The following is a 22,063-nucleotide window of genomic DNA, read 5'->3' as shown; positions in this document are numbered from 1 at the left end:
CTTTGTAGGATAACTTACGCCTCGACCTCATGCATGGCCTTGGCCTCCTTGAGGATGCGAGCGCGGTTCCAGACGGCCATGGCGATGGCGACCACGGCAACGATGCCGGCACCAAGATAACCGAGCCAACCATTCAGGCGAGTGATAACCCAAGTGAGCGGGTTTGCGCCGTCGCAGATGGAAGAAATCATGGTATCAGCAGCACCGGTGGCACCGGCGACATCGAACCCGACGTTGTTGGCGGCGGTAGTGATGAGCGGAGCGAGATCGGTTGCGATGTACAGGCCGACAGCAAGAACAACGATACCGATCAGGATGCCGCGGAACCCGTTGTTGTTAACAATCGGGGTAATAAGGACGAACATCCAGGGAACAACCGCAAGGTCGGCGAAAGGCAGGACCTTGTTGCCCGGGAGCACGACGGCCAGAACGATCATCAGCGGCACCAGGATGTAGGCGATGGTAAGGGTGGTCGGATGACCAACGCCCACGGCGGAGTCGAGACCGATATAGATCTTGCCACGGTTCTTGAAGCGCTTCTGGACGAACTCGGAAGCGGAGTCGCTGATCGGAATCAGGCCCTCCATAAGCAGGGCAGCCATCTTCGGGATAAGAACCAGAACGGCACCAAGGGATACGCCCGTGGTCAGAACGCTGACCAGAGAAGTCTGAATGTCAGCACCGTTCCAGTACGCAAGGGAGCCGATAACGAGACCGATGACGGTACCGATGATCATGGGCTCGCCAAAGATGCCGAACTTCTGCTGAAGCTCATCAACGTTGATGTTGATGTCCTTGAGACCAGGGATGTGGTCAAAAATCCAGTTGAAGAGCATGGCAATCGGGGCATAAGCAGTGGTGAAGCCGTGCGGAAGAGAAACACCGGGCATACCCAGAGACTTCTCGACCTGCGGAGCGGTGTAGTCGCCGAGAACCATGATGATGATCATGTTCAGCACCGCAGCGATAACACCCATCGCGATGTTATCCGTAACGATGGCAACAAGAGCACCCGTGAAGGCGAAGTGCCAATAATCCCAGATGTCGACATCGACGGTCTGAGTAGTGTTCGTCAGAAGCATGACGATGTTAACGATGAGACCGAGCGGGATGATGATGGTACCAACGACCGAACCCATCGCGATGGCGGCGGCAGCGGGCCAGCCGACATCGATAACCGACAGGCTGAAGCCGAAGCGCTCGATCATTTCCTGAACGGCAGGAGCAAGCGTCGTGCCGAGCAGGCTATTGATGACGAGGTTAAGGCCGATGAAACCGATGCCGACGGTAAGGCCGGCGCGCAGGCTCTTACCGAACCCCGCACCGAGCACGCAGCCAAGAATCGTAATTACGATGGGCATAACGACCGATACGCCCAACGAGTTTATGAACGAGAAAAACCCAAGAATTGCGTCCACAGCGTTCTCTCCCCTTTCAAAATAGACAAAGTTATCCTGGGGACGTGCGTCCCTTCCAACACAACGCTAGTTTTTAGCCGGGTGATCCCTTGACGGCAGTGGGCTACTCAGCCATAAGGGCCAGAATCTGCTCCTCGGCAGCCGCGGTTCCAACGCCCGTCAGGTACGGAATACCGTTGACGTAGGGGCACTGGAGGCCGGCGGGCGCCATGGTCGTGGCGATAAGGAAGTCGAAGTTGGGGGACTTCGCGGGAGCCTCGGACACCTTGCACTGGGTGATCTCGAACTGACCAGCGTAGCCCTTGGAGTTCAGCATCTCCTCAACCTTCTTGTGCACAGCGGTGGAGGTGCAGATGCCGGAACCACAAGCCAACAGAATCTTCTTCATGTTTTTCTCCTTTCGGAACAAGTGTATTGCTAAAGGTTACCCGTTGAAGCGAAGGCGACTGCGCGGTAATTGGCAAACGGCAGCTCTTAATATTTCCCAAGCCCTACGGACAACCCGGTTCTCCGTTGCCGGATGAAAGCGCTGGACTACTCGCCCATCACCACGACCTTCACCTTGCGCGTGCGCTCGCGGGTGCGGTCGAAGTCGACGAAGTAGATGCTCGCCAGACCGTTCATCTCGAGCTTGCCGTCGGCGACCTCGAAGGTCTGGTTGCTGCCGATCAGCGTCGAGCGCAGGTGCGCGTCGCCGTTCCACAGCATGGTGCGGTCGCCGCCCGGAAGCCATGCGTCCAGGTTGGGCCAGGACTCGACTTCCTCGAAGTGGCGCAGGCCGGGATAGCGGTAGGTGTTCCAGTCGTGCTGCTCGGGGAACACGCGCTCGAGGCCGGCATTCAGGTCGGCCTGGAGATAGGTGTCGCCCGCAGGCGTGTAGTCGTGGTCGAACTCCTCCGAGAACACCGCGCAGGTGGTGTGGCAGGAGATGACGGTGACGACGCCCTCCTTGATTCCAGAGTTCTCGACGGCGGCTGCGACCGAAGCGGTGACGTCGACGTACGTCGGCTTGCCGGCGAGCGTCTCCATCTTCACGGTTTCCTTGTAAACGGCCATGCGTTACGCCTCCTTGCAGAAATCGGTGCGGGCGCGGTCGAGCGCCTCGAACATCTCGTCAAGCGTCGCGAACGGATCCTCGGCGGCGACGATGCCGGAGGTGCCGCCCGTCGCGTCGGCTCCGTACTTGATGGCGTCGTACACGTTCTGGCCGGTGGAGATACCCGCCGCCTGCAGCACCTTCGTCTGCGGGGAGACGGCCTTCACGGCCTCGGTCGAGGCGCGCATGTAATCCTCGCCGGCGACCTGACCGGTGCCGATGAGGCTCGTGAGCTCGCACACCATGACATCGGGGTGCAGGCCGGCGATCCACTCGCCCTCCTCCACGGAGTCGGCGCACACGACGGTGAGGATACCCACCTCGTTGGCGCGTGCGATGGTGGAGGCCAGCTCGTGAACGGTGCAGGGGTTCTCCGCATGGTTGAGGAACGTCGCCTTGACGCCCGCGGCGGCAAGCGCCTCGGGGAGCACGTGGCCCATGCCGCGACCGGGCTTGAGGCTCTCCATGTGCTGAGCGCACGGAATCAGGTGCGGGCAGGTCTCGATGATGTGCGGAAGGTCGATAAGCTGAGCGGTGAACAGCACGTCGAAATCGTACTTGGCCGCAAGCTCATCGGTCTTCTTCGCGAGCGCGTAAATCTCCTCGCCGTACAGGTACGACTTGGGGTTCACCACGAAGAACGGCGTCCTGAGCTGAGTTTTCTCCATAGCATCAAGCCTCTCTACTCTCTGCCCCGCTGTCCGGCTGACGCTGGACAACTAGTGGACTAGTTGTACACCTCACTGTGTACATCCAGTTGTATACACCACCATGAACAGCTTTGTGTGCCTCATATGAAGCCATACTCCACGAATGGTCGGATTTTCCTCTTGAACGGCGCAGCCAAATGCACCGACATCGTCGGAAAACCCGCAGCGCGCTCCGGTTAATCTGCCTGCTCCGCAGTCCCGACGATCGTCTGGCCCGGCTTGAACCACGTGTAGGTCCATTCGATGCAGACGCCGTCCTCCAGGCAGATGTTTTGCTCCAGCAGCAGCAATGCAGCCGACTCGCTGCAGCCGAGCAGCTCGCCGTACTCGATGCCCGCCGTGCGCGCGCTGTAGCGCATGTGGGAGATCTTGATCTTGCGCCCGGAGCACTGTTGGACGGCGTTGAACAGCGACTCCTTCGTGTAGTCGATATTCAGCAAGCCGGGGCACTCCCGCAGATTGAGCCAGCTCTCCTGGCACATGATGGGCTCTCCGTCCACCGTGCGCACGCGCCGCATGAACATGGCTTCGACGCCCTCCTCGATGCCAAGCTCCGCCGCCACCTCAACGCTCGCCGGGGAAACGCTCTGCTCGAGCACGTGCGTCTCGAACTCTTTTCCCTGCTCGCGCAACGAGTCGGCAAAGGAGAGCGGGCGCACGCCCGCCGGATGCGAGATGCCGGGTTCCGCGACATACGTGCCGCTGCCGCGCACCTGAACCAGCAATCCCTCGTCGACCAGGGACTTCAACGCCTTACGCACCGTTCCGCGCGCGACGCCGAACACTTCCATGAGCTCATGTTCCGAGGGGATCTTGCTCCCAGCGGTCCATCGCTTCGAAAAAATCCGCTCACGCATGATGGCCGCCAGCTGCAGATAGATAGGATCATTCGATGTCAGAGCAGGGAGATCGGTCGAATTCCTCGAGATACCGCGCCTTGTGTGAACCGCCACCGGCCCGTGCGCATCGCTTTCCCGAATACCAAAGTCCGCGGCCATATGAATCGCCTCCCGGTTGTCCACTTCTTGTTCACCATAACGCATAGCATCGCTTTGGATGCCGCCAACCTGAAGAACGGGTAAAATCGCGCGCACGCCGATTTGTGCACTCCGCCGCACCCGTTTTGTGCTTGCCGACGCATCCGTGCGAAACGGCGTGCCCGGACACCGGACGGATGCGCAACCGAAAGGGCGCTGACCCCAAGCTCCGAGGCAGCATGCCGAAAGGCAGCGCACGCCCTTTGGCATGCCGGAGCAGCGACCCGCTCATCGCGCATCCCGCTAACGCCGCGCTCACCTAGACGGCAGGAACACCATGATGCGCAGCCGCCCCGGCCGGACAACAAGAGCGAGCCCGGGCAGAAAAACCTGGGCCAGCGGCGACGCCCCTCCAGCAAGGCCATTTAGACAGAAAAAGGACACCCGAAGGTGTCCTTTGCAATTCAACTGGTGCGGCGTACAGGATTCGAACCTGTGACGTTCTGATTCGTAGTCAGACCCTCTATCCAGCTGAGGTAACGCCGCAATGCAGTGAATATAATGCCATCACACCCGCACTCCGTCAAGCTAAATTGCAAGATTTTTTTGAAATAATTATCGCCGCACCTCCTACCGGCAGACCTGACGCTCGCGCACCTCATACGGCACGCCCTCCTCACGACAGAATTCCCGGATGCGCAGGGCACTGTCGTAGCCGGCAAAACGAATCTGAAGGGCCGCCGGTATCTTCTCGATGCTCTCCATCCCCAGACGCCCCAGGAGAACGGGAGCCTGCGATTCCGCGATGCGCACCTCCACGTCGTGCACCTCCTCCTCGAAGCACCATAAGGTCAAGGGGCCTGAGGTCCTCTGCACGATCACGACCTCCCCCTCCGGGGTAACACCGCATACTATACGGACCCGCTCCTCGTCCCGCTCGCTCTCGAACAGCAGGGCATCGGTTACAAACTCTGCATCCATCGCAACTCCCGTCTCCCGTTCGCCTTGGATCCAGTATATCCGAAATACAAACGTATGTTCGTGAGAACTTGTGTTCGTTTTTTAGACTTCGAGCCTACCCTCCCTATCCTCGATTCTCGTGCTAGGCTGAAAGGCAGAGGATTGGGGGACACATGGCTCACGCCGTTTTCGACCTGCATTGCGACACCGCGGACCGCCTAGCATGGCAAGCGCTTCCGGAATCGCTCAAGCTCAGCTGCGGCATGCCGTTTTACGGTCCGGGGGACGAACTGCAACCGTCTGCCTGCCGGGAACTCGGGTCCAACCGCTGCCAGGTGTCTTTGGACCGCATCGGCGCGACCCCGTGGGCGCAATGCTTCGCCTGCTTCATCCCCGATGAGCTCTCCTGCACCGAGTCCCTCGCGTTCTTTCGGCACGTCGGGGATTATCTCGACCGGCAGGTCTCGAAAAATACGGAGCGCGTCGCGTTCGCGCGCACGGGCGCCGAGGCCAGGGAGCTGCTCGGCAGCGGCAAGGTCGCGGCCCTGCGCACCGTTGAGAACGCCCGGTTCTTCGCGCTCGACCCTTCCTATGTCGATGCGGCCGCGCGATCCGGCGTCATCATGGCGTCTCTCAGCTGGAACGCGGCAGGGCCCCTTGCCAGCGGGCACGACACCGGCGAGGGGCTGAGCGGAGCGGGGCTTGCAGCCCTTCGCCGCATGGAGCAGGCGGGCATGGCCATCGACGTCTCCCACCTCAACGACCGCTGCTTCTCGGAGGTCACGCGAGCCGCAGACGTCCCGCTCGTCGCCAGCCATTCCAACAGCCGCGCAGTCTGCGGGCACCCCCGCAACCTTACCGATGTGCAGTTCGACCTCATTCGCGAACGCGGCGGGCTCGTGGGCCTCAACTTCTGCACCGACTTCATCGCCGAAGGCGGCGCGCCGGACTTCGACGACCTCTCTCGCCACATCGACCGGTTCCTCGAGCGCGGCGGCGAGAACGTGCTGGCGCTCGGCAGCGACTTCGACGGATGCGACACGCCCGAGTTTATCCGGACCGCCTCCGACATGCCGCCGTTCCAGGAGCTTCTGAACTCCCGCTTCGGCATGGAGATCACCGCCAAGCTGTGCGGCGAAAACGCCCTGCGGTTCTTCTCTGACCGCTAGGCCGGCGGGCCCGCGCAGTCGCAGCGCCCGCGACGTCGGCATTTCCGGCGAAAAGAATCGCGGGGTCCAGGGATTTAAAGGAAAGAGGCACCCACCCGAACAACCGGATGGGCGCCTCCCCGAAACACGCGTCGACGCGCGACCGCTACGCCAGCGGCTCGATGCGCTCGATGCCGCCCATATAGGGGCGCAGGACCTCGGGCACCGTGATGGAGCCGTCGGCGTTCTGGTAGTTCTCCATGATGGCGGCCATGGTGCGGCCGGTGGGCAGGCCGGAACCGTTCAGCGTGTGCACGAAGCGCGTGCCCTTGAAGTTCTCGGGATCGCGGTACTTGATGTTCGCGCGACGGGCCTGGAAGTCGCCGCAGTTGGAGCAGGAGGAGATCTCCTTGTAGGCGTTGTAGCTGGGCAGCCAGACCTCGATGTCGTAGGTCTGGCGGGCCGAGAAACCCAGGTCGCCGGTGCAGAGGCTGATCACGCGGTACGGCAGGCCCAGCTGCTGCAGGATGAACTCGGCCTCGGCCACCATGCTCTCGAGCTCGGCATCGGACTCCTCGGGACGGGCGAACTTGACCATCTCGACCTTGGTGAACTGATGCTGGCGGATGATGCCGCGCGTGTCGCGACCGGCCGAACCGGCCTCCTCACGGAAGCACGGGGTGCCCGCGGTGTAGCGCAGCGGAAGCTGGGAGGCGTCGAGCGTCTCGCCGGCGTGCAGGTTGGTGAGCGCGACCTCGGCGGTGGGGATCAGGAACTGGTCCTCGCCGGTGTGGTAGGCGTCGTCCTCGAACTTGGGCAGCTGGCCGGTGCCGTACATGATCTCGCGGTTGACGATGACCGGCGGGATGAACTCGGTGAAGCCGCGGGAGATATGGGTGTTGAGGAAGAAGTTCTGCAGCGCGCGGTCGAGCGTGGCGCCGGCGCCGGAGAGCACCGTGAAGCGGGCGCCGGAGAGCTTGGCGCCGCGGTCGAAGTCCAGGATGCCGGTCTCGGTACCCAGGTCCCAGTGGGCCTTGGGCTCGAAGCCCTCGGCGGCGAAGTCACGGGGCTCGCCCACGCGACGGCGCTCGGGGTTCTCGGTCTCGTCCACGCCCACCGGAGTGGCGTCGCACGGGATGTTGGGCAGGCGGCTCATGAAGTCGGCGAGCTCGGCCTCAAGCTCGGAACGGCGGCTGCTCAGGCCCTCGATCTTCTCATTGACCTGGCGCACGGCCTCCTTGGCGGCCTCGGCCTCGTCCTTCTTACCCTCCTTCATGAGGGAGCCGATCTTCTTGGACTCGGCGTTACGGGTCGCCTGAAGCTCCTCGACCTCGGCGATCACGGCACGGCGGTCGTCGTCGAGTGCGAAGAACTTCTCGCGGTCCCATGAGGTCTGACGGTTAGACATGGCCGCATCCACGGCGTCGGGATTCTCGCGGACGAATTTGATATCGAGCATAATGCCTCCGGTATTCGCCTGAACACCCCGGGCGCGCCCGGGGCGATGTTCGTTCAGGTTGGCGTAATGAGCATGCACTGGCCAGTATATACTTGTGTGAGTTTTTCCACAGTCGAGAAGGCGAGAAGGCAGGATATGGACGCGATTTTTTCCTTTTTGTTCGGAACCCGCGAGGGCGTGGCGACGCTGTTCGTCGCGGGCCTCGTCATCTTCGCGATCGTCGCGTTCGTTCTCGAGAAGCGCACGCACAAGATCTACGTCGACCGCGGCCCCAAGACGGACGATGACGACAGCTGGTTCTAAGGTGTAGCGCATCGGCCGCCAGTCCCTTGGACTTTGAGGAGCGCCCCCGCCTTCCGCTCAATCGAGCGCGAGGCGGGGGCGTTTTCGCTCCGTGGCGCCCAGCCCTTCCCGCGCAGCCGAGGCCCCGTGCCAGAAGGGGCGTACCCTCATGGCACGACATGTCGTTGGGGCACGCCCCTTCTGGCGAGGGCCCGTCCCCTTTGGCACGGAGCCCTCCACCTCGGAAGGCCCTCTGACTAACTAGCCCTCGATCGCATCAATCGCGCGGATGAAGGCCGAACGCATGCCCGCGGCCTCGAGCTCCGCGACGCCGCGGATGGTGGTCCCTCCCGGGGAGCACACGGCGTCCTTCATCGCACCGGGGTGCGCGCCGGTCGCGAGCTGCAGCTTGGCGGTACCTGCCACCATCTGGCTCACCATCTGGTACGCGGTGGCGCGCGGGATGCCGTGCTTGACCGCCGCATCGCCCAGCGCCTCGATCACCATCGCGATGAACGCGGGCGAGCATCCGCCAACGGTGCCGGCGACGGACAGCAGGCGGCTCTCGACCTCGATCGGGGAACCCAGCAGTTTGAGCAGCGAAAAGACCAGATCGCGCTGCTCGGAATCGAGCGTCGAGGCCTTCTCGCAAGCGATGACGCCCTCGTTGATCGCGACGGGCGTGTTGGGAACCGTGGACAGATGGTTCGTCCCCGGAATGACGCGCTCGTACGCCTCGCAATTCCAGCCCGCGGCCACGGACAGGATCGCCTTGCCGGCGAGCTGCTCCCGCACGGGCACGAGTACGCCCTCGATCATGTAGGGTTTTACCGCGACGACCACGACATCCGATGCGGCAACCACCTCGGCGGCATCGGGCAGCGCAACCATGCCGCGCGCTTCGCAGCGGGGCATAAGGGCCTCGAAGCGCCCGGCGCACGCTCGCAGGTTACCCGCGGCAACCGCGCCGCTCGCGATCCAGCCGTCCGCCATGGCGCTCGCCATGTTTCCAAACCCGATGAGGCCGATGCTGACGTTTCGCGTATCCATATGCGTCTCCCCTTCGACGGAGGTTGTCTCGATGGGGAGATTCTACCGCCACGCGCGCTCGGTTTAGGCCTGCTCCCAAGACGAAAAGAACGTCTCACCCCCGAAGTGAGTGGATTTTGAGGGACCCACTCTCTATGCTTTATCTTGACAGAGCATTCAACTGGGAAGATGTCGACCGAATCGCCCATCAAAGCACGGCTTCAACCGAGACTCGTTAAAATCCACTCACTTCGGGGGTGAGAGCAAGGACCAACCCCCTTATAGCGTCGACCTTGTTCGGATTCGACGCCGCCGGGAGCCCGCTTTGGCTCGGGACGCGCACGGCGCGGCACCGCGCTGCACCCAACCAGGCCCCGTATCGCGCCCGCGCCGGTGCCGCGCGGCCCCATCGCGTCCCTGCGGCGCCACTCCGAACCTGGTGCCGCGGACGCCCGGCGGCCACACGGGCCGCACCGCGCCGCATCGCGCGGGGAAGGCGACGTCATTTCGCCCGGCGCGCCAAAAGGGGCGCGTCCCCCTTCGGCGCGCCGGGCCAGCGGAACCATGCGCTACGCGAACACCGCGAGCAGCGCCGCCGACACGACGAGCACCGCAAGCGAAGCGAGCGCCGCGCGGTCCTCGCGCAGCGGCGTCACGCCGGCGAGCGTGCCGTCCGCGTTGACCACCGTGTCCAGCGCAACATCGGTACCGATACGCTCGGGTCCGGTCGCCCCAATAACAACATCTTCCATGGGTCTCTCCCCTTGCCATCCGATCAAACCTTAAAACTCCCGCACCGTCAGCCCGGACATGCCCACAGTGTCCGTTTCGGACCGTGTCCGCGGCGCCCGTGCGAACCACGCGCCCGCGGCATGCGCCTACCGTGCAACCGCATCCGACGTTTCATCCTGCTCCGCGTGAGCACGCACGTATCGATACGCGACGCCACCCCCGGCGATCAGCAGCGCCGCGATTGCCAGCGCACCGACCAAGAGCCCGTAATCCCCCGACGCGAACGAGGACGCCGCTATCGTCGAGGTGACGATCGAGGGGATGCGGCCGAACGTGGCGATCGCGAGGACGGTGCCGAAACGCATGTCCGTCAACCCCGCGAAGTAGGTGAGAAAATCCTTGGGCGTCCCGGGGATGAGGAACACCGCGAGCATGATGAGCTCGAGTCGGCGCGTGCGGTGCAGCCAGTCGAACCGCTCGAAATACCCCTGGTCGAAGAACAGATCGACGACACGGTGGCCCCAGCGCCGGACCGCAAGATAGATGATCGAGGTACCGATCGCGCTGGCGGCAAGGCACGCCGCGGTCCCCTCGAAGAATCCGAGCGCATAGCCGCTTGCAAGCTCGACCGGCTCACCCGGAAGAAACGCCAGCACGATCTGGAGCACGTTGACGCCCACGATCGCCAGGCGCGCGAGAACCGCATGCTCCGCGACGAACGCACGCACCGCAGCGGGATCGGACAGCCAGGCATATACGGCCGGCAGCCAGTTGACGCAAGCCGCAGCCAGCGCGACCGCGACGACAGCGAGCGCCGCGAAGGCGATGAGCCGCGCGCGGCGGCGCGGCGCGGACCCCTGAACCAGGCGGGCGCGATGCCCGCCTCGAGCGCGGTCGTCGCGAAGCCGGGCCGTCGCGGTTTCGAGAACGGGGCGGCGCGCAGGCGCGGATTCGGACACGACAGGCGTCTCCGCCTCCGGGACCGGAACCATCTGCTTGAACCCCATGATGCACCTCCTGGATTTCGGAACATCATGAGGGTCTCAAATGAATGTCAACTCCCCGTCAACAGTCGGCAAGAAATGAAACCTCAACCTTGCGGGCGCGCATCCGCGTCGGGCGAGGACTCTGCCCCGCCGACGACACAGCAGGCGAACCGAGCCACGACCCGCGCCCCGCCCACATCGGCGACCCCCAGCTCGAGAGCGCCGCCATGCAGCGCCGTCAGCGTGTGCGCGATGTTGAGGCCCACGCCGAAGTGCTCGAGAGACTTGGACTCGCTGTAGAAGGGCTCGCATGCGCGACGCAGCGCCTCGGCGCTGAACCCGGGACCGTCATCCTCCACGATGCAGACGAGCTGAAGTTCCTCCTCCATCAAGCCGCCATCTTCGCCGGACGCCGAGGTCGTCCGCCGCGGCCGCCGCTCGAGGCGCACGCCGAGGCGCACCGTGGAGGCCGCATGCCCGCACGCGTTGCTCAGCAGGTTCTCGAGCACCTCCTCCACCAGGGGGAGGTCGACGGAGACCTCGGGGGATCCCGGCAGGTCCGCGTCGCCGGATTCAGAGCCGAGCATCTCCAGCCGCAATCCGCCGCCGCGCGCCGCGACGACCTCGCCGGCATGTGCGCGCACGCGGCGCACGAGCTCGCGGGCGGCAACGCCCTCGCACGCGAGCACGCGGTCCTCGAGCTTCGTGAGCCCGCTCATGGTGTCGGCATATCGACTCAAACGGTCGACCTGCTCGGACAGCGCATCGAGCTGCGCCTCGCCCACGGCCGCCCCTCGCGCCAAGCGCATCCTGCCCAAATCGACCGTACCGCGCAGGACCGTCACCGGCGTGCGCAGGTCGTGCGCGAAGGCGGCGTTGAGCCGGCGGCGCTCCTCCGCCGTGCGCCACAGCTCGCGCTGGGCGGAAAGCAGCGAGGCGCGCATGTCTTCGAGAGTCGCGCCGAGCGCGCCGAGCTCCTTGCCCTGGACCGGCTCGATGGAAAAATCCAGGTCTTGCTCCGCGATACGCTGCGCCGCAGCCCCGAGGCCCTCCAGCGGCGCGGCGATGTGCACGCGGTAGAACCGGCGGAACATCACCCAGGCGAGCCCTCCGTACACCACGAACGGCAAGATTCCCGTGAGCACGACCCGAATGCGGTAGATCGGGTCGTCGGAGGGAATCGAATCCGCGTAGTAGGCGACGTTGGACACGTTCTCCGCACCGAACACCTCGGCCAGGTCGACCCCTGTCGCCCGCTCGAACGCCCCGACCGCATCCGCTCGGCCCGCACGCATGGCGGCATCGTAGAACGCGATGTTCTTGGCGGTGATGCGCTCGTCGGAATCGAGGACCTCGGTCATCGCATAGCTCTCGTTGTAGTTGAGGCCCCAGTCGAACAGCTCCACCTGGCCGCGCCGCAGCGCGTCGGCCGTCGCGTACACCTCGCGGTAGTCTTCGTCCTCCGCAGGACGGGAGGCCGGCACCGCGTCGGCGTCGAAGCTCGCGAACACCGCGTAGGAGCTCTCGCCCGGCACCATGATCTCGGTCGCGGGCAAAAGCTCGCCGGTCGTCGGGTTGTAGATGTAGGGACCCGAATCCGGCACGCCGCGCACCGTGGAGCCGTCGGAAAGGGCGACCTCGATCGTGTAGCGCCGGTACATGTCCTCGCTGTCGAACGCATTGATCGCGGTGAACGTGAGCGCCGTCGCGACGACGAGGTACACCGCCAGGTACACCCCGAAGGTGACGCCCAGGGGCCGCGTGCGCCACCAGTGGGCAACGCGGGCGCGCCGACCCGAAGGAACCGGCCGCTGGGCGGGGCCGGCATCCCGGCCGTCACGGCCCGTGTCGTCGGCCGCACTTCGCCCGCCGTCCTCGGCCGCCGTGCGCGCACCGGGCTCGTCCGCCGCGCGCGCGGCCTCGCCGCCCAGCCGGTCGCGCCACCGCGCCCCGCGTTTCATCGCGCGGCCCACTTGTAGCCCACGCCCCAGACCGTCTCGATGCAGTCCTCGGCCGCCCCGGCGCCGGTGAGCTTCTTGCGGATGCGGCGGATGTGCTCGCGCACGATCGACGGGTCGCCCTCGGCCTCCCACCCCCATACGCGCTCGTAGATCAGGTCGCGGTCGAACACGCGCCCCGGGCTCTTGCTCAGCAGCGCGACGATGTCGAACTCGGTCCGCGTGAGGGGGACGGGACGCGACGCACCCTCGCGGCGCACCTCGACCGCGCGCTCCCCGTAATCGACCGTGAGGCAGCCGAAGTACCGCACGCGCCCCAGCTCGGCGACGCGCTTGCGCTGCTCGCGGGCGAGGTGGGCGCGAACGCGCTGCCCGAGCACCGGCAGCGAGAAGGGCTTGAGCACGTAGTCGTCCGCTCCCGCCGCGAACCCGTCGATCTGGTCGACGTCCTCCACGCGCGCCGTGAGGAAGATGATGGGGCACGCAAGGTGCTCGCGCAGGCGGCGGCACACCTCGAAACCGTCCATCCCGGGCATGTTCACATCGAGCAGCACCAGGTCGATAGGGTCGTCCTCATCGGCATCCCCGGCGATTCCGAGGGCACGGTCCCCGCACGTCGCCACCGAGGTGCGCATGCCCTCCATCCGGAAGAACTCGTCGAGCATGCCCGCGATGGCCTCCTCGTCGTCCACGATGAGGATGCGCGCGTCGTTCGCCGGGTCTGATGAGCCCGCGGTCGCAGCGACGTCCCGCTCGCCGGCGCCCCCGACACGGCGGGACGCATCGTCCGCGCCCGGTCGCTTCCCCGCGGCCCCGCGCCGCACCGCATTCTCCGTCATGGCAGGCCCCTCCTCGCCGAACAGCGCGTCGCCTCCGGCGCGCAGACCTTTTCAGCGAACCATTGTGCAACGGCTTTGTCTACGAACTGCCGACGGTGCGACTATTATGGGCGGAAGCCGCAAACCGGCGCGCGAACGACGCGAGCGCGCCTTCGCTGGTAAACTGATTGTTCAATACGTTTGCCCACCGGGCCCGCCGCCCGGATGTCGAAATAGAAAGGGTTCGCATGGAACCGATCGTTGAGGGAATGCGGGGCGCCGCAGTCGAGGACGTGCAGACGCGCCTTGTGCAGCTCGGCCACGAAATCGATGCCGATGAGCTCGAGCAGCAGGCATTCGGCCCCTCCACCGCCGCGGCCGTAGAGGCCTTCCGGCGCGACGCCGCGCTCGAGCAGGGGCGCGCCGTCGACCTCCCCTGTTGGTCAGCCCTGGTCGACGCGTCCTATAAACTGGGCGATCGCACGCTGTACCTGCGTCTCCCCAACTTCCATGGCGCCGACGTCCGCGCCCTGCAGAAGGCCCTGAACGTCCTGGGCTTCGCATGTGGCGCCGACGACGGCTACTTCGGCCCCCATACCGAGGCGGCGCTGCAGCAGTTCCAGGAGAACGTCGGCCTGTTCGCCGACGGCATGGCGTTCCAGGACACGTTCAGCTACATCCAGCGCCTGCATCACGTGTGGGAGGGCAAGCCCTCCGTGGCCGAGGCCGAGTCGCGCATCGGGTTCGCCCGCGCCGCCAACGTGCTCGAGCGGTACCGCATCGCGCTCACCGGCGAGGACCCCATCGCCCGCAACGTCGCGTCGCGCATGTGGAACATCGCATCTGCGACCACGGAGACGAGCGGCATGGTGCTCTGCGACGACGAGGCGCCCGAAGACGGAGACCTCGTCCTGGAGATCGCATGCCACGAGCTCCCCAGCGACGCCGCGCCGCGCCCCACGATCACCCTCGCGGAGTGCAGCAACTTGGCCCAGCGCATCTCCACTGCGCTCGCCGCGAACAAGGAGCGTCCTGCGCACCTACGCATAGAGCTCACCGGTTTCACCGGATACGACGGCATGTTTACCTCGAGCGACGCCCAGACGCTCGCGATTCGCCTGCTCGATGGCGTTTGCGCCGCCCTGACCGATTAGGTACACTTGTTGCGCCGGCGCCGCCCTGCGGTGCCGAGCGTCGTCTTGGGGCATCGTCCAGCGGCAGGACCCCGGTTTTTGGTGCCGGTTACGGGGGTTCGAATCCCTCTGCCCCAGCCAGAGAAAGAACAGCCCGGCCATCTCACGGTAGCCGGGTTTTTCGTACCCGTCGCGGGGATTCGAACCCGCGAGGGCGCGGAGCCGAGGAAACGGCGGAGCCGTTTTCCGGCGCAGCGCGCGAGGGGCCGCCAGGCCCCGCAGCGAGACGCGCACCTCAAATTAGGGACAGGCACTAAATTGAGGTTCCAAATTGAGGTGGGGGCCGCGTGCCCGGAGGCACTCCCGCGGTCGCCAACCGTTGCTATGCCCACGAGACTCCCCAACCCGGCCCGTAGAGCATCTTTCATGCCGCAGCTCCGGACCACAAGCGCACACCGCTCGTCACCTTCGCCTCAAAAAGGGGACAGGCACCGAATTGAGGTGGGAAAAGCCGGGGCCTGCGGACCGACCGCCTCGCCGCCTCTCAGAAAGGTGCCTGTCCCCTTTTTGAGAACGAGCGCGGGCTGGGCGGTCAAACAAAACAAGGCCGGGCACCGCACCTGCGGCACCCGGCCCTCCGAGTCTCAAACTATGTTGCAACTCAACTGGCTTCCAACCGAATCCTACGCGTTGACGGCGTCGGACCCCACAGCCGCCTCGGCAGCCTGAGCGCGAACGTTGGCGCGGCCCATCTCGCTCCACTCGGGCTCCTCATCGGGCAGGGAGCCGGACTTCTTGCCCACGAGCTCCTTCAGGCAGTTGACCGCGACGATCAGGCCCAGGGCGACGAGCAGCACCGCGAAGACGAGCTGCAGACCGGCGGTCGCCATGGCGGCCATGCCGCCCGCCTGCAGGGCGGTGACGCAGCCCATGATGCTCATGCCGAGCGAGGTGAAGGTGCAGACCAGCAGGAACGCGACGGGGGCGTAGAGCATCCAGCCGGAACGGCCCGTGCACTTGCAGAAGACGGCGAGGGTGATCATCGTCATGCCGCCCAGCAGCTGGTTGGAGGCACCGAAGAGCGGCCAGATGTTGAGGTAGCCGCCGAAAGTGAGGGCGAGGCCGGGCAGCAGGGTCACCACGGTGGCGAACCAGGGGTTGCCCAGGACCTTCATGGCACCGGACTTGGCGGTCTCGACCGCAAGGGCGTCGTTGCTCTCGGCGAAGAACTCGGAGAAGGACGTGCGGCCGATGCGGGCGACGGCGTCGAGCGAGGTGAGCGCCAGGGCGGACACGTTCATGGTCATGAAGACGGTGGCGACGGTCCCGTCGATGCCGAAGGCCTGCATGCCGCGGGCGATGCCGGTCGCGAAGATCGCGAAGGGCGTGGAGGCGACGCCGGCGTTGAGGGCGCCGGTGCCGGCGGTGTTCATGTCGGAGAACATGATGCCGGCGACGATGATGGCGAGGATGCCCACGAAGGACTCGACGATCATGGCGCCGTAGCCGACCTTGACGGCATCGGCCTCGTTCTCGACCTGCTTGGAAGAGGTGCCGGAGGACACGAGGCTATGGAAGCCGGAGAGCGCGCCGCAGGCGACGGAGACGAACAGGACGGGGAACATCATGCCGGAGGCGGTGGTGAACCCGGTGAACATCGGGGCGGTGATGGTGGCCTGGCCCTTGACGCCGAGGACCACGATGCCGAGCACGGCGCAGACGATCATGACGATCATCATGATGGAGGTGAGGTAGTCGCGCGGCTGCTTGAGCGTCTGGATGGGCATGGCGCCGGCGAAGACCAGGTAGACCATCACGACGGCGATCCAGCCGTTGAGGTCGAGGTAGACGGGGAACTGCATGCCGACAGCGAACATGGCGACCATGAGCACGACGCCGGTGACGAACTCCTTGGCGCCCGTGAGGTTGAACTTGCGCACGGCCCAGCCGAACGCCATGGCGACGAAGGTGAACAGGATCGAGATCGTGCCCGCGCAGCCGGCGGCGTAGGACTTGGTGAAGTCGACGGCGCCCGCGGCGTCCGGCGTGAACTTGAACGTGCCGGCGACCATGGAGGTGAAGGCGGCGATGACGATGAGGCAGAACAGCCAGCAGAAGAGCAGGAACAGGCGGCGGCCGGTCTTGCCGATGTACTTCTCGATGAGCTGGGCGAGCGACTTGCCGTTGTTCTTCATCGAGGCGTACAGGGCGCCGAAGTCATGGACGGCGCCGAAGAAGATTCCGCCGACCAGCACCCAGAGCACGACGGGCAGCCAGCCGAACGCCATGGCCACGATCGTGCCCGTGACAGGGCCAGCTCCGCAGATCGAGGAGAACTGGTGCGAGAACGCCGTGAAGGCAGACGCCGGGGAGAAGTTCTTCCCGTCCTCCATGCGGCGCGCCGGGGTGATGGCCTCGCGGTCGACGCCCCACTTGTTGGCGAGCCAGCGGCCGTAGCCGAGGTATCCGACAGCCAGCGCCGCCGCTGCCACCACCATCAATACGATTCCGTTCATATGTGCTTCCCTTCCCAAGAACGCCTATCGAATCAAAAGAAAACGAGGGCCGTCGATGTGCGTCGACGGCCCTCGTCCTTATCAGCCGCCCGTTATTACACGGGCTGGCTTCGAGCATGCCAACCCGTGTCAAATAATCACGCTGATAATGGATAGCTGCTGCATGCTCATGGTCCGATAACCTTCTCTTCCATTGGCGGCGCGGTCCGTATCGCGTCGCTCCCTGTATGGTGGTAAGCATATTCGCGCTTTAGCTAGGCAGAGTCAATGCTCGCGTTTTCAGATTTCCTCTTTGTTACATGATGCGGACGAAGCCGTTTGGAGACATATCGTTGCGATACGTTCACGCGCCCCGTCCGTCCGCGGCACGCATCGGGCGCAGCCGGAGACATGCATCGGGCCTCCCGACCCAGGGGTCGGGAGGCCCGAAAGCCCTAGCGCTCGATCGCGCAGGTCGATTTTCAGGCAGCGCAGACGCCCGGCGAGCGATGCCGGGACCTCGCGCGTGCCGCGCGAAGGGCCTAGAAGTCGCCCATCAGCGCGGCGGTCACCTCGTCCTCAGCCGTGTCGTCCCAGTTCCACGTGCCGTCGTCGTCGCGAACGACATCGAGCTTGAGCTCGGTCTCCTGCAGCTCGGCACCATCGACCGCGCCCATCATGACCTCGCCGAGCTTGGCGTTGAGCTCATCTTGCGTCATGGTCGCAGCCGCCGGGTCCTCGGCGAGTGCCAGCGCGTCCCCCATCATCGTGTTGAAGATTTCGGCGAAGGTCTTGCAGGTGAGCTTCACGTCCACGACGGCGGTACCGGCCTCCTCGTCGACCGCGATGTCACCGATCTCGTACGCGAAGCCGTCGTACATCGAGTCCATGAAGGCCTTCTCGTCGACGCCGTACGTCGCCAGGTCGCCCGCCTGCTCGAGCGCGTCGACCAGCTCCTGATACTCCTCGGACTCGGTGTCCACCACCGCCTCGAACTCAGCGGTCACGCCCTCGCGGATGACCTCCTCGGCGGACGGCCCGCCGCAGCCGACCAGACCGACGGCACCGAGCGCGCACAGAACGGCAAGCAGCAGCGCGGCAAGTTTCCTCTTCATGGTTCTCCTCCATGTCTCATTCTGCCCGACGGGCGGGCGCGCAACCATGGCGCCACTATATCCAAGCGGCATGGTGGGATGCGCGTCGGTGGCGCAGGCGGGCAGTCAAGCAGGCCAAACGGCAGCTGAACACCACACCGGCGCGCCTGGCGCCAAGAACCCGCCTGCCCTCGCTTCCTTCCCGCACGCACCGTCAACCGGACGGGGACCGGACTCGTCCGCACGCGACAGGGTTCGCGCTCGCGCGACCCGGCCGCGCGCAATCTGTCCGCACGGCCGATCCGCATAGAAAACGGCCCGTCGGCCGTCCCCGCCCGTTGCGGGCAGGAAGACCGACGGGCCGCATGCGCCGTCGCACCTCGACCGATGCCGCGGCACCTACTCGCGCGCGCCGTACTGCTCGTAGTAGGCGTCGATGGCGGCCTTCAGCCCATCGTCGATCACCACGCGACCGGCGACCTCGCGGTTGTACAGATGCTCGGTGACCTCGGCCATGGACACGATGCTCGCCACGGGGAACCCGTACTTGGCCTCGATCTCCTTTTGCGCGGTGGTCACGCCGCCCTTGCCGACCTCCATGCGGTTGAGGCTCACGATAAGACCCTTGACCTCAACGTTCGCGGCGGCCATGAGCTTGGGGTAGGTCTCGTCGATGGACTTGCCGGAGGTGGTCACGTCCTCGACCATCACCACGCGGTCGCCATCCTTGAGCTCGTAGCCCAGCATGCCGCCCTTGTCGGCGCCGTGGTCCTTGACCTCCTTGCGGTCGGAGCAGTAGCAGACCTCCTTGCCGTACAGCTTGTGCATGGCGATGGCGGTGACGACGGACAGCGGGATGCCCTTGTAGGCCGGGCCGAACACCACGTCGAAGTCCAGTCCGAAGTTGTCGTGGATCGCGCGGGCGTAGTACTCGCCCAGGCGCATGAGCTGCTCGCCCGTGACATAGGCGCCCGCGTTCATGAAGAACGGCGACTTGCGGCCGCTCTTGAGGGTGAAGTCGCCGAACTTGAGCACGTCGGACTCGACCATGAACTCGATGAACTCCTGCTTGTAAGCCTCCATGGCTCTCCAATCCGCGATCGGGTTTCAGAACTGTTTTCCATAGTAGCAGCTATAGCCAAAGCGGCAGCCGTCTGGGCATGGAGCGTGCGACCGCTCGGATGGCTCAAACACTATTCGTCTCGGGGGCAAGCCGCCCAAGGCGAGCGCTTGTGACCGACGCGCCCGCATGCAATGAGCTGATGAAGGGCCCGGCCCCGGATAAGATCCGGAATCAGGCCCTCGTCGTCCCATCGCGATGGCGCGCGTCCGATTTTGAGATGCAGCTCCACGTGACGGACATCCCGATGCTCATCTCAGCGTCGAAGCCTCTTCACCCGGCTCTTGCCCTGCGCCTATTTTGCCAACTGACCTCGCAAGATAACTTGTCGCAGTGTCGCCCAAATCATAGATGAAGCCAACCTCTACCGTATCTCCCAACGCCAGCTCTTCGACACATTCCGTTTCGTTTGTGATCGTAAATTCGAAGACCGTATCCTGGTCTTCGCCAAGCCCCTTGACCGTCAGGATTGCATAGCGCCGTTGCAGTTTATGCCCACCGACAAGCTCTTGCTTACCGTCCAATTGGCGTATATCCTCAATCGTTCCCTCGACATGGCGCAGGATCGGGTGTGTATCGTAAGGCCTCTGGGTCTGCATGTACATCGCAACCGCCACAACGCAGCATATGCAGAAGAAGGTCGCCAAAATCACGCCATACGGCGGCTCGCAGTCTTTAAAGATGCCCTTCTTCATGATGTGAAGTACGTCGCATATCGGTCAGTGTATGAAGGGCTATTCAATTCTAAGAACACGTTATTAGACCATCCGTCATACACATAAAGATATTGGTCTTTAGTCCCAGTTCCACTTGGCCCGAATGTAGCGACGCCCTGAACAGCCATAATGTGTCCAGCCCGTTTACCTGTGCTGGTTCGTATTATTCCGCCCGTGAAAACGGAATGGCAGCCGAGCATTGCTTGATTTCTGAACGCCTCATAAGAAGGGACCGCAGTGTATGTATAATCGATATCTCGTCCCTGTCGTGCGCAGAATTTGGCGAATCCAAGCCCGATATCGTTGGTATTTGTCTCTCCGTACGATACGCCTCCGGTCGTGTGGTCGACGCTTGTATTGGTATCGTTCCATATGTTCGTATATTGATTGATATCGTTGAAATCAATCAACCATCTCTGCCAGTTTAATGCACTTGGATAGGGAACCGAACATGCTATGCAATATAGAGCGGTGGCCCCGCAAGCATATCTCTTAAGCTGGCTCACCACCGATGATTCGGTAAGGTTTGCCACCGGAGCCCCATAGATTGTCTCCGTTATGTCGAACCCCGAGTAAATATTACTGACCATCAGTTTTGACCATTCTGTGGTCGGTCCTGACCTAGATATACGTTCGCTTTTTTGAAGAGCTATCCCACTGTTTACGTACAGGCATTCCTCCCCATCCTGCGTGGCGGCATATTCAATTGGATTCAGCTTTATTAGTACCGGACTGCTCGAGGGGGAAACCTCTCTCGTCAGCGTATTTGCCTTGAGCGATTGGCGATACACGCCCTCACAGTTCACATCGAAGCAGAACCTTGATACAAGGTTCGAGCAGGTGACGTCCAATACGACATATCCAGACGGCGCGCCCCCATCAACGAAATCGACTTCGTATCCGATCATGTTTCCATCGGCATCGCACATTGGGATCGGCTGCTCAGCTTTAAGCCTTTTATCCGGCGCAAAAGAACTTGCGAAAGCCAGGGCATACTCCTCTGCAAGACTTGGTGAGAACTGAACAAGGCAACCATACTCGTCGCAGAATGCCCTCGCTGGGGCAGCAAGCCCCAAACCTAAAAGAGCACCGACAGATGTAAGGAACGTTCGCCTATCCATGAGGCCTCCTCCTTATTGGCGCACTCTTACATGGCGCCTGTCATCTTATTCCGGTGGGTGTTTTATGCGTTGTTCCGCATGATTGGCATCGGTATGCGGTCGCATGCGATCAGTAATTGGCTCCCAATCAGCGCGAAGCATCCGATTGCCCGCAGCTTTCGACGTCGCAACTCGTCCTTAATCCTGAAAATCATCCGTACAAAAGAGACGGCAACTTAATCAAATCGCAATGACGGAACGCCGAGAAGATGAGGGGTTCATCGAGATACGTATCTTCTCGAATGGCAACGCTCCACCCTCCTCTCGCGCATATGCCGCCCTTTGGCGAAACGACCCTGAGATGCAGGCCCGGCTCCAAGGACACAACGCCCAACATGTACCCCGTGCCCTTGGAGCTCGCAAGACGAGCGCATTCTCGCGGTTACAGCCCTATGCTCACGCTCTCGGCAGACCGCCTCGCGCAACTTTGCCGACTTTTCCCATCGGCATCCAGATTCGCCGAACAGGCCCACGCGATAGCACCGGAGGGCCACAGGTCGGGCATTTCCCGACGAGCCGGCTTGCACGGGGAATTCCGCCCACGAGGGCGAAGTCGGCATACCTGCGCGCCGACCCCTGTCGACACCGCGACCAAGGCCCGAGCGCATGGGGCGCGGCGGCGTTTCCCACGCATTCGAAATTCTTTTGACTGAGGCCGCGGCAACTTGATGAAATGTATCCTCTATCTACCTAATTAATCTATTTTGAGCTGGTGTTCTTGTTCGAAAAATAATTTTCCCCGATTAGCGATAAACACTTGAAAAGCACCGGG

At 63.7% G+C, this 22,063-nt stretch carries 20 protein-coding genes and 2 tRNA genes; 4 read left to right on the top strand and 18 right to left on the bottom strand.

All coding sequences use genetic code 11. The features are described 5' to 3' along the window. Positions 1-14: 14 nt before the first annotated feature. The 7 genes from BQ7355_RS03285 to BQ7355_RS03255 form a co-directional block, all read right to left on the bottom strand. Positions 15-1,418, bottom strand: a complete 1,404-nt coding sequence (locus tag BQ7355_RS03285) for a PTS galactitol transporter subunit IIC (protein ID WP_072414913.1) — start codon at positions 1,416-1,418, stop codon at positions 15-17. Between the two features lie 103 nt (positions 1,419-1,521). After that, complete coding sequence (locus BQ7355_RS03280) at positions 1,522-1,806, bottom strand: PTS sugar transporter subunit IIB (protein WP_072414912.1); 285 nt, start codon at positions 1,804-1,806, stop codon at positions 1,522-1,524. 146 nt (positions 1,807-1,952) lie between these two features. Then, entirely contained in the window at positions 1,953-2,474 is a 522-nt protein-coding gene (locus BQ7355_RS03275) for a YjbQ family protein (RefSeq protein ID WP_072414911.1), read from the bottom strand. Positions 2,475-2,477: 3 nt separating this feature from the next. Next, complete coding sequence (locus tag BQ7355_RS03270; RefSeq protein WP_072414910.1) at positions 2,478-3,182, bottom strand: triose-phosphate isomerase; 705 nt, start codon at positions 3,180-3,182, stop codon at positions 2,478-2,480. A 218-nt stretch (positions 3,183-3,400) separates the two neighbouring features. Next, positions 3,401-4,318, bottom strand: coding sequence for a GntR family transcriptional regulator (locus BQ7355_RS09435; RefSeq protein ID WP_275886585.1), 918 nt, complete (start codon positions 4,316-4,318; stop codon positions 3,401-3,403). A gap of 352 nt (positions 4,319-4,670) precedes the next feature. After that, positions 4,671-4,747 (bottom strand) — tRNA-Arg (locus BQ7355_RS03260). Between the two features lie 84 nt (positions 4,748-4,831). Further along, a complete protein-coding gene (locus BQ7355_RS03255; protein ID WP_072414909.1) occupies positions 4,832-5,182 on the bottom strand; it encodes a hypothetical protein in 351 nt (116 codons plus the stop codon). 152 nt (positions 5,183-5,334) lie between these two features. Between BQ7355_RS03255 and BQ7355_RS03250 the strand changes: the two genes are divergently transcribed. Then, on the top strand, positions 5,335-6,330 hold the full coding sequence (locus BQ7355_RS03250; protein WP_072414908.1) for a dipeptidase: 996 nt from the start codon (positions 5,335-5,337) through the stop codon (positions 6,328-6,330). 145 nt (positions 6,331-6,475) lie between these two features. On the opposite strand, the gene serS is transcribed toward BQ7355_RS03250, so the two are convergent. Further along, entirely contained in the window at positions 6,476-7,768 is a 1,293-nt protein-coding gene (gene serS, locus BQ7355_RS03245; protein ID WP_072414907.1) for a serine--tRNA ligase, read from the bottom strand. Positions 7,769-7,903: 135 nt separating this feature from the next. Here serS and BQ7355_RS09190 point away from each other — a divergent pair, with 135 nt between their 5' ends. Further along, a complete protein-coding gene (locus BQ7355_RS09190; protein ID WP_162840630.1) occupies positions 7,904-8,071 on the top strand; it encodes a DUF6724 family protein in 168 nt (55 codons plus the stop codon). Between the two features lie 240 nt (positions 8,072-8,311). Here the strand turns inward: BQ7355_RS09190 and proC are convergent, their stop codons facing one another. The 5 genes from proC to BQ7355_RS03220 form a co-directional block, all read right to left on the bottom strand. Next, positions 8,312-9,100, bottom strand: a complete 789-nt coding sequence (gene proC / locus BQ7355_RS03240) for a pyrroline-5-carboxylate reductase (protein WP_072414906.1) — start codon at positions 9,098-9,100, stop codon at positions 8,312-8,314. 548 nt (positions 9,101-9,648) lie between these two features. Then, on the bottom strand, positions 9,649-9,831 hold the full coding sequence (locus tag BQ7355_RS03235; RefSeq protein ID WP_072414905.1) for a hypothetical protein: 183 nt from the start codon (positions 9,829-9,831) through the stop codon (positions 9,649-9,651). 126 nt (positions 9,832-9,957) lie between these two features. After that, positions 9,958-10,818, bottom strand: a complete 861-nt coding sequence (locus BQ7355_RS03230) for a TVP38/TMEM64 family protein (protein ID WP_240307300.1) — start codon at positions 10,816-10,818, stop codon at positions 9,958-9,960. 83 nt (positions 10,819-10,901) lie between these two features. Continuing rightward, on the bottom strand, positions 10,902-12,758 hold the full coding sequence (locus BQ7355_RS03225; RefSeq protein WP_240307299.1) for a HAMP domain-containing sensor histidine kinase: 1,857 nt from the start codon (positions 12,756-12,758) through the stop codon (positions 10,902-10,904). Then, entirely contained in the window at positions 12,755-13,594 is an 840-nt protein-coding gene (locus tag BQ7355_RS03220; RefSeq protein ID WP_083581519.1) for a response regulator transcription factor, read from the bottom strand. The genes BQ7355_RS03225 and BQ7355_RS03220 overlap by 4 nt, the downstream gene beginning before the upstream one ends. A 227-nt stretch (positions 13,595-13,821) precedes the next feature. Between BQ7355_RS03220 and BQ7355_RS03215 the strand changes: the two genes are divergently transcribed. Both BQ7355_RS03215 and BQ7355_RS03210 read left to right on the top strand, forming a co-directional pair. Then, positions 13,822-14,727: a peptidoglycan-binding domain-containing protein gene (locus tag BQ7355_RS03215; RefSeq protein WP_205407555.1), complete on the top strand. Its 906-nt coding sequence runs from the start codon at positions 13,822-13,824 to the stop codon at positions 14,725-14,727. Between the two features lie 46 nt (positions 14,728-14,773). Next, a tRNA-Gln gene (locus tag BQ7355_RS03210) sits at positions 14,774-14,847 on the top strand. A 542-nt stretch (positions 14,848-15,389) separates the two neighbouring features. Here BQ7355_RS03210 and BQ7355_RS03205 read toward each other — a convergent pair. The 5 genes from BQ7355_RS03205 to BQ7355_RS09045 form a co-directional block, all read right to left on the bottom strand. Then, positions 15,390-17,222: a carbon starvation CstA family protein gene (locus BQ7355_RS03205; protein WP_072414903.1), complete on the bottom strand. Its 1,833-nt coding sequence runs from the start codon at positions 17,220-17,222 to the stop codon at positions 15,390-15,392. Between the two features lie 521 nt (positions 17,223-17,743). Further along, entirely contained in the window at positions 17,744-18,316 is a 573-nt protein-coding gene (locus BQ7355_RS03200) for a hypothetical protein (RefSeq protein ID WP_072414902.1), read from the bottom strand. 378 nt (positions 18,317-18,694) lie between these two features. Beyond that, positions 18,695-19,378 (bottom strand): orotate phosphoribosyltransferase, encoded by a 684-nt coding sequence (gene pyrE / locus BQ7355_RS03195; RefSeq protein WP_072414901.1) that lies wholly within the window; start codon positions 19,376-19,378, stop codon positions 18,695-18,697. A gap of 288 nt (positions 19,379-19,666) precedes the next feature. Beyond that, positions 19,667-20,110, bottom strand: a complete 444-nt coding sequence (locus BQ7355_RS03190; RefSeq protein ID WP_072414900.1) for a hypothetical protein — start codon at positions 20,108-20,110, stop codon at positions 19,667-19,669. Continuing rightward, positions 20,107-21,252 (bottom strand): hypothetical protein, encoded by a 1,146-nt coding sequence (locus BQ7355_RS09045; RefSeq protein WP_143761701.1) that lies wholly within the window; start codon positions 21,250-21,252, stop codon positions 20,107-20,109. Before BQ7355_RS09045 ends, BQ7355_RS03190 begins: the two co-directional genes overlap by 4 nt. Positions 21,253-22,063 lie beyond the last annotated feature (811 nt).

The organism is Collinsella phocaeensis (assembly GCF_900119895.1).
GTDB classification, from domain to species: domain Bacteria; phylum Actinomycetota; class Coriobacteriia; order Coriobacteriales; family Coriobacteriaceae; genus Collinsella; species Collinsella phocaeensis.
The sequence above is the reverse complement of the archived record's forward strand: the minus strand, read 5'-3'. Positions and strand labels throughout refer to the sequence as shown.

Bases quoted from the DNA above. Each gene is read 5' to 3' on its own strand.
- BQ7355_RS03280 (WP_072414912.1), bottom strand. From the start codon at position 1,806: ATGAAGAAGATTCTGTTGGCTTGTGGTTCCGGCATCTGCACCTCCACC.
- BQ7355_RS03275 (WP_072414911.1), bottom strand. From the start codon at position 2,474: ATGGCCGTTTACAAGGAAACCGTGAAGATGGAGACGCTCGCCGGCAAG.
- BQ7355_RS03270 (WP_072414910.1), bottom strand. From the start codon at position 3,182: ATGGAGAAAACTCAGCTCAGGACGCCGTTCTTCGTGGTGAACCCCAAG.
- BQ7355_RS03255 (WP_072414909.1), bottom strand. From the start codon at position 5,182: ATGGATGCAGAGTTTGTAACCGATGCCCTGCTGTTCGAGAGCGAGCGG.
- BQ7355_RS03250 (WP_072414908.1), top strand. From the start codon at position 5,335: ATGGCTCACGCCGTTTTCGACCTGCATTGCGACACCGCGGACCGCCTA.
- serS (WP_072414907.1), bottom strand. From the start codon at position 7,768: ATGCTCGATATCAAATTCGTCCGCGAGAATCCCGACGCCGTGGATGCG.
- BQ7355_RS09190 (WP_162840630.1), top strand. From the start codon at position 7,904: ATGGACGCGATTTTTTCCTTTTTGTTCGGAACCCGCGAGGGCGTGGCG.
- proC (WP_072414906.1), bottom strand. From the start codon at position 9,100: ATGGATACGCGAAACGTCAGCATCGGCCTCATCGGGTTTGGAAACATG.
- BQ7355_RS03235 (WP_072414905.1), bottom strand. From the start codon at position 9,831: ATGGAAGATGTTGTTATTGGGGCGACCGGACCCGAGCGTATCGGTACC.
- BQ7355_RS03230 (WP_240307300.1), bottom strand. From the start codon at position 10,818: ATGGGGTTCAAGCAGATGGTTCCGGTCCCGGAGGCGGAGACGCCTGTC.
- BQ7355_RS03225 (WP_240307299.1), bottom strand. From the start codon at position 12,758: ATGAAACGCGGGGCGCGGTGGCGCGACCGGCTGGGCGGCGAGGCCGCG.
- BQ7355_RS03220 (WP_083581519.1), bottom strand. From the start codon at position 13,594: ATGACGGAGAATGCGGTGCGGCGCGGGGCCGCGGGGAAGCGACCGGGC.
- BQ7355_RS03215 (WP_205407555.1), top strand. From the start codon at position 13,822: ATGGAACCGATCGTTGAGGGAATGCGGGGCGCCGCAGTCGAGGACGTG.
- BQ7355_RS03205 (WP_072414903.1), bottom strand. From the start codon at position 17,222: ATGAACGGAATCGTATTGATGGTGGTGGCAGCGGCGGCGCTGGCTGTC.
- BQ7355_RS03200 (WP_072414902.1), bottom strand. From the start codon at position 18,316: ATGAAGAGGAAACTTGCCGCGCTGCTGCTTGCCGTTCTGTGCGCGCTC.
- pyrE (WP_072414901.1), bottom strand. From the start codon at position 19,378: ATGGAGGCTTACAAGCAGGAGTTCATCGAGTTCATGGTCGAGTCCGAC.
- BQ7355_RS03190 (WP_072414900.1), bottom strand. From the start codon at position 20,110: ATGAAGAAGGGCATCTTTAAAGACTGCGAGCCGCCGTATGGCGTGATT.
- BQ7355_RS09045 (WP_143761701.1), bottom strand. From the start codon at position 21,252: ATGGATAGGCGAACGTTCCTTACATCTGTCGGTGCTCTTTTAGGTTTG.